Origin of the sequence: Rhodoferax sp. (assembly GCF_023701345.1) — a bacterium.
GTDB lineage: Bacteria > Pseudomonadota > Gammaproteobacteria > Burkholderiales > Burkholderiaceae_C > Rhodoferax.
Genome location: NZ_JAMPXE010000131.1, coordinates 1 through 8,673 on the forward strand (window position 1 = coordinate 1; position 8,673 = coordinate 8,673).

Here is an 8,673-nt window from a genome sequence, read left to right on the forward strand (position 1 = left end):
ATCCCGATGGCGGCGCAGCGCGTCATGCGCCAGTTTGCGGCCAAGGGTGCGCAAGGCAAGTTGCGGCTCAGCAATGGTGTGCCACTGGTCACCGACAACGGCCAGTACCTGGTCGATGTCACCGGCTTGCAGATCAGCGACCCGCTGGCTTTCGAGTCCGAGGTGAACCAATGGCCGGGGGTGGTGACCGTGGGCGTGTTTGCCTGTCAAAAAGCGCAGATTTGCCTGCTGGGTACGGCCGATGGGGTCAAGACCCTGGTCTTTTGAGGGTAAACCCGGGCGCTGGTCCCGGGCCCTGGGCGGGGGAACGAGCGCATACTTGACGCAAGCGTTATTTGCAACTTTCCAGGAGTCGCCATGAGCCAGCAAACCAAGTACCTTTTGCACGAAAACCAGATGCCCAGGTTCTGGTACAACCTGCAGGCCGACCTGCCCAAGCCCTTGCCCCCGGTATTGCACCCCGGCACCATGCAGCCGGTGGGTCCGGACGATCTGGCGCCGCTGTTCCCGATGGCCCTGATCCTGCAGGAGGTGAGCCTTGAGCGCGAGATTGAAATTCCCGAGCCGGTGCGCGACGTGTTTCAACTGTGGCGGCCGGCCCCCCTGTTTCGCGCCCACCGGCTGGAAAAAGCGCTGGGCACGCCGGCCAAAATTTATTACAAATACGAAGGCGGCAGCCCGGCCGGCAGCCACAAGCCCAACACCGCGGTGCCACAGGCTTTTTACAACAAGGAGGCCGGCGTCAAGCGCCTGGTGACCGAAACCGGCGCCGGCCAGTGGGGCACCTCGCTGGCGTTCGCCGGTTCGCTCTACGGCATGGAAGTCGAGGTGTTTCAGGTGCGCGTGTCCTACGACCAGAAGCCCTACCGCCGCGCCGTCATGGAAACCTATGGCGCCCGCTGCTTTGCCTCGCCCTCGACTCAAACGGCCTATGGCCGCTCGGTGCTGGCCAAAGACCCGCACCATCCTGGCAGCCTGGGCATTGCGATCTCGGAAGCGGTGGAGCTGGCGGTGCAGCGCGACGACACCAAATACGCGCTGGGCTCGGTGCTCAACCATGTGCTGCTGCACCAGACCATCATCGGCCAGGAAGCCATGCTGCAAATGGAAATGGCCGATGCCTGGCCCGACGTGGTGGTGGGCTGCACCGGTGGCGGCTCCAACTTTGCCGGCATTGCCTTCCCGTTCATCGGCCACGGCCTGCGCGGTGGCCCCAAGCCGCGCATTGTCGCGGTCGAGCCCGCCGCCTGCCCGTCACTCACGCGCGGCAAATACGCCTACGACTTTGGCGACACCGGCCACATGACGCCGCTGACCAAAATGCACACGCTGGGCAGCCAGTTCACGCCGCCCGGTTTTCATGCCGGTGGCCTGCGCTACCACGGCATGGCGCCGCTGGTGTCGCACGTCAAGGAACTGGGCCTGATGGAGGCCGTGTCGTACAACCAGGTGGAATGTTTTGAGGCCGGCGTGCTGTTTGCGCGCCACGAGGGCATCGTGCCCGCCCCGGAAGCCAACCACGCCATCAAGGGCGCGATTGTCGAGGCGCTGCGCTGCAAGGCCGAGGGCAAGTCAGAGACCATTTTGTTCAACCTGTGCGGCCACGGCCACTTTGACATGACCTCGTACCAGAAGTACTTTGCCGGTGAACTCACCGACGAGCACTACGACGAGGCCGAACTGGCCATGGCGCTGGCGGGCCTGCCCAGCGTGCCCGAGCCGGTGTGAAGTAAAACTTGAGCACAGCAAGCGCATTGGCACGCACAGCCGGTATCAAGAATGCGATTTCACGGCTTTCTTCACTGCATCGCGGGCATCTTTGACAACCTCCTTGGCATCGCCGTATGCCTTTTGGACCTTGCCTTCCACCTGCAGGTTGGTACCTTTAACTTCCTGCGATTTGCTGTCCACCAGCTTGCCAGTGGCTTCCTGTACTTTGCCAGCGATATTTTTTACCTGGCCCTTGACTTGGTCTTTGTTCATGAGATTTCCTTTTGAATGAAGTGGATAAATGCAATCACGAGCCTGTATCAGACCCGGTTTCAGATTAGCCCTGGCCAGACGTGTTGTCGGTGTGCTTGCATACACAGGAAATTCCATTGACATCCACCTTGAAAGTGGCAATTGGCCTCGCTCCTCTGAAAGGCGTGCCGGGCTGATTTTTTCGGTTTTGTGCCCTGCCAACGTTCGCTGGAGCACAGTCAGGGGCACGGCGGCGGCGCATCATTTCTTCTGCTGGAGAAAACCATGACCCAATACACCATCCCCGGCCTGCTCCTGCATGCACCTGCCACTTTTCACCCCTTACAGGAAAGCTGCCATGACACCCCTTCACGTTGAAGTTGCCATCATCGGTGCCGGTACTGCCGGCATGGGCGCCTACCGGGCCGCTTCTGCCCAGACCAAATCCGTTTTGCTGATCGAAGGTGGCAGCTACGGCACGACTTGCGCCCGCGTGGGTTGCATGCCCAGCAAACTGCTGATTGCCGCCGCAGAGGCGGCGCACCAGGCTCGGCACGTTGAGCCGTTCGGGGTGCAGGTGCAAGGCATCACGGTGGATGGCGCGGCGGTGATGGCGCGCGTGCAGCGTGAGCGCGACCGTTTTGTCGGGTTCGTGCTGGAAACGGTTGACGCCATTGCGCCCGGCAACCGCTTGACGGCAACCGTCAGGTTTCAGGATGCCAATACCCTGGTGACGGAACATGGCCAGTTGATTCACGCCAAGCGCATCGTCATCGCCACCGGCAGCATTCCCGTGCTGCCGCCGGTGTTGAAAGGATTGAGCGCCCGGCTGCTGACCAATGAAAACATCTTCGATTTAGCCACCTTGCCGACCCGTCTGGCGGTGTTCGGTCCTGGCGTACTGGGGATGGAGCTGGCACAGGCCATGAGCCGTTTGGGCGTGCAGGTCAAGGTGTTCGGCGTCGGCGGCGGAATTGCCGCCATTCAGGACCCGGCCATTCGGGACTACGCCAACAAAACCTTCAACGGCGAGTTTTATCTGGATGCCTCGGCACAGGTGAAGTCCGTCAGGGAAACTGCCACCGGGGTCGCAGTCAACTACCTGCACCGCGTTGGCGGCTGGAAAACCGAGCGCTTCGACTATGTGCTGGCGGCGACCGGTCGGGCGCCCGATGTCGCTGGCCTCGGCTTGAAAAACACCGGTTTGCAATTGGACAAACGCGGCGTGCCGTTGTTTGACCGCACCACGCTGCAGTGCGGCCATAGCACGATCTTCATTGCCGGCGATGCCAGCAACGACGCTCCCCTGTTGCACGAAGCGGCCGACCAGGGGCGCATCGCTGGCGGCAATGCTGGCCGCTATCCCGATGTCCAATCCGGCTTGCGCCGCACACCCTTGGCGGTGGTTTTCACCGACCCGCAAATCGCATCGGTGGGCGTTAACCTGAAACAGCTCAACGAGCGGTTCAAGGATCGTTTTGCCGTGGGCGTCGTGTCTTTCGAGGACCAGGGGCGCAGTCGGGTCATGCTGCGCAACCAGGGGCTTCTGAAAGTCTATGGCGAACAAGGCAGCGGCTTGTTTCTGGGGGCAGAAATGTTCGGCCCCGCCGCCGAGCATATTGGCCACCTGCTGGCCTGGGCGGCGCAACAACGCATGACCGTCTCCAGCATGCTGGAAATGCCTTTCTATCATCCGGTCATTGAAGAAGGGCTGCGCACCGCCCTGCGCGATCTCAGCCACAAGCTGCACATCGGTCCGCCAGTGATCGAGCGTTGTATGGATTGCGGGCCTGGCGCCTGACTTCAGTGCAGCACGCGAAAGCGGGTGCCCTGGAAGCTGAACACCGAGTTGCGCCGCTTGATTTCTTCCAGCGTCAGGTCCGGGGCCACCTGGGCGCCCTGTGCCAGCACCAGGTTGTTGACCAGCAGCAAGCGCTGTGCCGGGCTGTCCGAATACACGCTGCCGGTGATGGTGATTTTGGGGATCTGGCTACGCAGGTCCGGCGGCAATTCAGTCAGCAGCGGCACGGTGGCAGCGGGCGCCGAAACGGCAGTTTGGGCTGGTGCGGCGGGTGTGGAGGACGGCGCTGCCGCTGCTTTGGCCGGGGCAGGCGTTGCCACCGGCTTCACCTGGACCCTGGGCGCCTCGGCAACCGCAACGGGTGCCGGTGCCACTGGCGCTGAAACCGTGGGCGGCGCGCTGGCCGCGACCGGCTCGGCAGGCGCTACCGGGGGTGGCTTGACAGGGGCGCGCCCAAACCAGAAACCTGCCGCCAGCAAAAGCAGCGTCACGCCACCTGCCACGGCCAGCCACAGCGGTCGGCGGGTGTCTGGATGGGCCGGGCTGCCGGAGGGCAGCTGGTGGCGCGTGTGCAGACCGGGGGCCGCGCCGCGTTCACGTTCGGCATCGGCCCTTTTGAGGGCATCAAGAATATAAGACATGGGTTTATCGCGGGTCGGTGAGCAGATGGGGAAACTGGCCCTGGGTGGCGCTCTCGATCTGCATGAACGTCATGGGGCCGGGCCGGCCGTCCGGGGCGATGCCGCGGGCGCGCTGGAAGGCCCGCACCCGTGCGCGCAGGTCAGCGTCCAGAGCGAGGGGGGCGGCATCGGTGCCCCTGGACGGCACGCCGTCGAGCTGGTTCAAGCGGCTGGCCAGCCAGTCAATCGCCGGGCCGCTGCCGCCATCTTGCAGGCCGGTGTTGTAACCCTCCGGCAGCTGCCAAAAGGTGGCAAAGTCGCCACGCCAGAACTGCGCCAACTCAACCAGCCTGACGGTGTGCAGGCTACCGTTCAGCCGCAAGGTGGCCGTTTGGTCGGACAGGCCCACCAGCAAGGCATGCAGCGCCGGGCCCTGGGCCGCTTGCAGTGTCAGGATGCCCGGGCGGTCGAGCTGGCGCAGCAGGGGCATGGTCAGCTTGCTGGCGCGGTAACACTGCACGCCTTGCGCGCCGGCGGTTTGGCAGGGGTCGGCGCTGTTGGCCGGCAGTTTCCAGTCGGGTGCCAGTTCGCGCCAGGCGCTGTCAATGTCGGCTGGCAGCTGCGGCCACAGGGTCTGCAGGCTTTCGATTGGGGCGGGCGGTTTGGAGGCGGCTGCTTTTGGGAGGGCCGCTTGCGCCGTGGGTGCCGCTGCGCGGGACGTCGCCTGGGTGTCTTGTTGCGTTGACCAGATCAAAAAACCCAGCAGGGCCGCCAATAGGGCCAGGCCCGCCAGCGCGTAGCCCATGCGTTGGCGCCTGGCACCTGGGGCTTGCCCCGGCTCGGTGCCAAACACCTCGGCTGCGGCTTTGTCCACCACCGACCGGCTGACGCTTGGCAGTCCATTGGCCCACGCACCCAGCAGCGCGCGCCCGCAAAGCAGGTTGATGCGCCGGGGCACACCGCGGGTAAGGTGGTGGATGCGCTGCAGGGCTTTGGGCTCAAACGGCAGCGCGCCCGTGTGACCCGCCACGCCCAGGCGGTGCCCGATGTACTGCGTGGCCTCGGCCGGGGTCAGCGCGTCAAGGTGAAAACGCGCAATCACGCGTTGCGCCAGCTGTTCCAGTTCCGGCCGCGCCAGCATGTCGCGCAGCTCGGGCTGGCCGATCAGCACAATCTGCAGCAACTTGCGCTCGTTGGTTTCCAGGTTGGTCAGCAGGCGCAATTGCTCCAGCACGTCAGCGGCCAGGTTTTGCGCTTCGTCGATGATGAGCACGCTGCTTTGGCCGGCGGCATGGCTTTGCAGCAAAAAGGCGTTGAGCGCGTCAATGTAGTCCTTGACGGTCGGCGCGCCGGACGCGGCCGGGCTGAGCGTGATGTGAAACTCTTCGCAGATCGACTGCAGCAACTCCGGCACGTTGAGTTTGGGGTTGAAGATGTAGGCGACGTGGCAATTGGGCGGTATTTGCGCCAGAAAGCAGCGGCAAATGGTGGTCTTGCCGGTGCCGATGTCGCCGGTCAGCAAGACAAAACCACCCCCCGTGCCGCCCGTGGCCTGCGCCCCGCCCGCCACGCCATAGAGCAGGTGCGCCAGGGCCTCGCGGTGGCGCTCGCTCATGAACAGGTAGCGCGGGTCGGGTGCGATCGAAAACGGGTCCTGGCTCAGGCCGAAGTGGGAGGTGTACATGCTTGTGATCAGTCCTGGAAGAGCGTCAACAGCCGGTCCAGCCCGCCGGACTCGATCGACACGTTGGCAAATTCGCGCACCGCCGGTTTGGCGTGGTACGCCACCGACAGGCCGGATTCGGCCATCATCGGCAGGTCGTTGGCGCCGTCGCCCATGGCAATCGCCTGGCCCGGGCTGATGCCCAGCGCGGCACAGGTTTGCAGCAGCATGGTGCGCTTTTCCGCGCCATCACAAATGTCGCCCCAGGGCTGGTCCACCATGCGGCCGGTCAGCACGCCGCTGTCGAGCTCCAGCACATTGGCGCGGGTGTAGTCGATGCCCAGCCGGTCGCGAATCCGGTCGGTGAAGAAAGTAAAGCCGCCCGACACCAGCAGCACCTTGAGCCCGGCCTGCTGGCAGGCGCGCACCAGCTCGGCCGCGCCGGGGTTGAGCTGCAGGTGGTTCTGGTAAATGCGTTCCATGTCGGCCACCGTGACGCCCTTGAGCAGCGCCACGCGCTGGCGCAGGCTCTCCTTGTAGTCAGCTATTTCGCCGCGCATGGCGGCTTCGGTGATGGCCGCCACTTGTGGCTTGCGGCCGACCGCAGCGGCTATTTCATCGACACACTCGATGTCGATCAGGGTCGAGTCCATGTCAAACGCGATCAGCTTGAAGTCGGTCAAACGCAGCGGTGGGGTGATGCCTGCAATCATCAGGCCGGGGGCGAATACGGAGGGTTTCATGGTGGAAAAGTTCATTGTTTGGCGGTGGCTGGCAGCAGCCAGTTTTCCACCTGCAGCCCGGGCACGCGGGCAAATTCTGCGTCTGCGGTCACCAGTGTGGCACCCAGCGCCAGCGCGTGGGCGGCGATCAGCGTGTCATTGGGGCCAATCGGGGTGCCAGACAGTTCGAGATCGGTCCGCAGCTCGGCATAGTGGGGCGCAACGGCAGCTTCCAGGGCCAGCACATCGATAGAGGCCATTATGTGCTCGTACTGCGTGGACCAGCGCGGGTTGGTGCGCCTGCGCAAACCGAAGAGCAGTTCGCATTGCACCACGACGCTGGTGCATACCTTGCTGTTAGGTTCATTGGCCGCAATCAACAGCGCACGCTGGGCAGCGGTGCCGGCGGGATTGCGCATCATGTCGGATATGACGTTGGTATCGAGCAAATACAGCTTGGGGCCAGACATCATCTATCTTCCCCAAAATCGATGTCGTCGAGCGGTAGCAGGCCTGCATCGACATCCGGGAAGGCTTCGTTAATCGTGCCCACGGTGGTCATTTCCTGTAGCGCCAGCGCCAGGGCGGCCATGGTGCCTTGGGCGGGTTTGTCTGCCACCAACTCCAAAATCAGCCGGTTGCCTTCGCGGTGCATGAGCGCGTCGGTGCCTGGCAATTCGAACTCTTTCGGAATACGCACGGCCTGATTTGCCCCGTTGCGAAACAGGCGCACATGGCGCGCGGGCGACTCAAGTGGGTAGTCAGCGGTTTTTTCAGAGACGATGGGCATGGTGGTTCTCCCGATGCGGTGAGGGCTTGAGTTTAGCCTATGCTTAAGCATATGTCATCGCGGTGTGCTCGGATGGCAATACGTGCGCTGCAAAGTTGCTGTGACTTGCCGGGTGCCAGCGCTGCCCTTGGCATCAAAGCTCTGCTCCAGAAAAGTGACGCTGTCTGCCTCAAAGCGCACCACGCTGCAGGCCCGGGTGCCGTAATCGGGCAGGGCAACAAAGGCGGCCGAGAGCGCGCGTTCAAGTTCCAGCGGAATGCCGGTGGCCGGCAAGTCGGCGTCGGCTGCGAGGCGTGGGTTGTGCAGCAGCGCCAGCAGCTGGGCGTCGCTGGGGTGCTGTTGCGCCAGCAGCTTTTGCAGGCTGCCGCTCAAGCTTGCCAGTTTGGGCCAGGGCGTCAGGAAGTCGGCATTGGAGACCGCGCCGATGCCCGGCTGCATGGTGATCACCCTGGCATGGCGGCTCTCCAGACCCAGCAGCCGGGTGCCGTCAAAGACCAGCAGATTGAACGGGTTGTAGTTGCCGGCGCGCCCGGCCAACTCGGTCAGGTAATCGCTGGCACTGGTATCGGCCTGTAAGAACGCGCTGACCAACTCGCCGCGCGACGGCGCATCGGCCCGCTGCTTGGCGGGGTCGCGGTGGTTGGTCAATGCCGCCAGCCGCCCGCTGCGGCTGACGCCGAGCCAGGTGCCGCCTGCCTGCAAGTCGCGCCCGGCCAGAATGTCGGCGTCCTGCCACCAATGCAGCGGCGCGGTCGGTCGCGCGTAGAACTCGTCGCGGTTGGCAATCAGCAGCAGCGGCTTGGGGCTGTCCGGCTGCCAGTTCCAGGCGATCAGGCACATGGGGGATGGTTCAAAGTACGCGATCAAATTCATCCAAAAAAGCGGCGGCAATGGCTTTGCTGGCATGTTCAGCGTAAAACATGGCAGCTTGGGTTAATTCTTCCTCCGCTTGCGGATAAATGGCATAGGTCATGCGATGCGGGCTCTGACGCGCTGCACGGCTTCAGGCCCAGGGCGCATGGCAACTTGTCCTTCTCTGACCTCTTCGCGGCGACGCAAGGCCAGCTTGGTCCAGGATTGCTGTGCTTGTGACTTCGGCTCAAAGCTGCTGATCA

General features: G+C 63.7%; 11 protein-coding genes. 3 read left to right on the forward strand and 8 right to left on the reverse strand.

Going from position 1 to position 8,673, the window contains the following annotated elements; genetic code table 11:
• Positions 1-267, forward strand: a 267-nt coding sequence (locus NDI87_RS14630; RefSeq protein ID WP_296276149.1) for a ribose-5-phosphate isomerase A, incomplete at its 5' end; no start/stop codon positions are given.
• A gap of 90 nt (positions 268-357) precedes the next feature.
• The gene (locus NDI87_RS14635; protein WP_296276150.1) at positions 358-1,728 is read left to right on the forward strand and encodes a TrpB-like pyridoxal phosphate-dependent enzyme; all 1,371 of its coding nucleotides are present in this window, start codon (positions 358-360) and stop codon (positions 1,726-1,728) included.
• A 45-nt stretch (positions 1,729-1,773) separates the two neighbouring features.
• Here NDI87_RS14635 and NDI87_RS14640 read toward each other — a convergent pair whose 3' ends face one another.
• Entirely contained in the window at positions 1,774-1,983 is a 210-nt protein-coding gene (locus tag NDI87_RS14640; protein ID WP_296276152.1) for a CsbD family protein, read from the reverse strand.
• Between the two features lie 337 nt (positions 1,984-2,320).
• Between NDI87_RS14640 and NDI87_RS14645 the strand changes: the two genes are divergently transcribed.
• The gene (locus NDI87_RS14645; RefSeq protein WP_296276154.1) at positions 2,321-3,763 is read left to right on the forward strand and encodes a dihydrolipoyl dehydrogenase; all 1,443 of its coding nucleotides are present in this window, start codon (positions 2,321-2,323) and stop codon (positions 3,761-3,763) included.
• A 2-nt stretch (positions 3,764-3,765) separates the two neighbouring features.
• On the opposite strand, the gene NDI87_RS14650 is transcribed toward NDI87_RS14645, so the two are convergent.
• Genes NDI87_RS14650 through NDI87_RS14680 form a run of 7 tightly spaced genes read right to left on the reverse strand, consistent with a single transcriptional unit; the run spans position 3,766 to position 8,531 of the window.
• The gene (locus NDI87_RS14650; protein WP_296276156.1) at positions 3,766-4,404 is read right to left on the reverse strand and encodes a general secretion pathway protein GspB; all 639 of its coding nucleotides are present in this window, start codon (positions 4,402-4,404) and stop codon (positions 3,766-3,768) included.
• 4 nt (positions 4,405-4,408) lie between these two features.
• On the reverse strand, positions 4,409-6,067 hold the full coding sequence (locus NDI87_RS14655) for an ExeA family protein (protein WP_296276158.1): 1,659 nt from the start codon (positions 6,065-6,067) through the stop codon (positions 4,409-4,411).
• A gap of 8 nt (positions 6,068-6,075) precedes the next feature.
• On the reverse strand, positions 6,076-6,789 hold the full coding sequence (gene serB / locus NDI87_RS14660) for a phosphoserine phosphatase SerB (protein ID WP_296276159.1): 714 nt from the start codon (positions 6,787-6,789) through the stop codon (positions 6,076-6,078).
• Positions 6,790-6,800: 11 nt separating this feature from the next.
• Positions 6,801-7,238: a type II toxin-antitoxin system VapC family toxin gene (locus NDI87_RS14665; protein WP_296276160.1), complete on the reverse strand. Its 438-nt coding sequence runs from the start codon at positions 7,236-7,238 to the stop codon at positions 6,801-6,803.
• Entirely contained in the window at positions 7,238-7,558 is a 321-nt protein-coding gene (locus NDI87_RS14670; protein WP_296276161.1) for a virulence-associated protein VapB, read from the reverse strand. The genes NDI87_RS14665 and NDI87_RS14670 overlap by 1 nt, the downstream gene beginning before the upstream one ends.
• A 54-nt stretch (positions 7,559-7,612) precedes the next feature.
• Positions 7,613-8,398: an NRDE family protein gene (locus NDI87_RS14675; RefSeq protein WP_296276164.1), complete on the reverse strand. Its 786-nt coding sequence runs from the start codon at positions 8,396-8,398 to the stop codon at positions 7,613-7,615.
• A gap of 10 nt (positions 8,399-8,408) precedes the next feature.
• The gene (locus NDI87_RS14680) at positions 8,409-8,531 is read right to left on the reverse strand and encodes a hypothetical protein (protein ID WP_296276165.1); all 123 of its coding nucleotides are present in this window, start codon (positions 8,529-8,531) and stop codon (positions 8,409-8,411) included.
• Positions 8,532-8,673: the final 142 nt, after the last annotated feature.

Excerpts from the sequence above, each read along its gene's own strand:
- NDI87_RS14635 (WP_296276150.1), top strand. The coding sequence starts at position 358 with ATGAGCCAGCAAACCAAGTACCTTTTGCACGAAAACCAGATGCCCAGG.
- NDI87_RS14640 (WP_296276152.1), bottom strand. The coding sequence starts at position 1,983 with ATGAACAAAGACCAAGTCAAGGGCCAGGTAAAAAATATCGCTGGCAAA.
- NDI87_RS14645 (WP_296276154.1), top strand. The coding sequence starts at position 2,321 with ATGACACCCCTTCACGTTGAAGTTGCCATCATCGGTGCCGGTACTGCC.
- NDI87_RS14650 (WP_296276156.1), bottom strand. The coding sequence starts at position 4,404 with ATGTCTTATATTCTTGATGCCCTCAAAAGGGCCGATGCCGAACGTGAA.
- NDI87_RS14655 (WP_296276158.1), bottom strand. The coding sequence starts at position 6,067 with ATGTACACCTCCCACTTCGGCCTGAGCCAGGACCCGTTTTCGATCGCA.
- serB (WP_296276159.1), bottom strand. The coding sequence starts at position 6,789 with ATGAAACCCTCCGTATTCGCCCCCGGCCTGATGATTGCAGGCATCACC.
- NDI87_RS14665 (WP_296276160.1), bottom strand. The coding sequence starts at position 7,238 with ATGTCTGGCCCCAAGCTGTATTTGCTCGATACCAACGTCATATCCGAC.
- NDI87_RS14670 (WP_296276161.1), bottom strand. The coding sequence starts at position 7,558 with ATGCCCATCGTCTCTGAAAAAACCGCTGACTACCCACTTGAGTCGCCC.
- NDI87_RS14675 (WP_296276164.1), bottom strand. The coding sequence starts at position 8,398 with ATGTGCCTGATCGCCTGGAACTGGCAGCCGGACAGCCCCAAGCCGCTG.
- NDI87_RS14680 (WP_296276165.1), bottom strand. The coding sequence starts at position 8,531 with ATGACCTATGCCATTTATCCGCAAGCGGAGGAAGAATTAACCCAAGCT.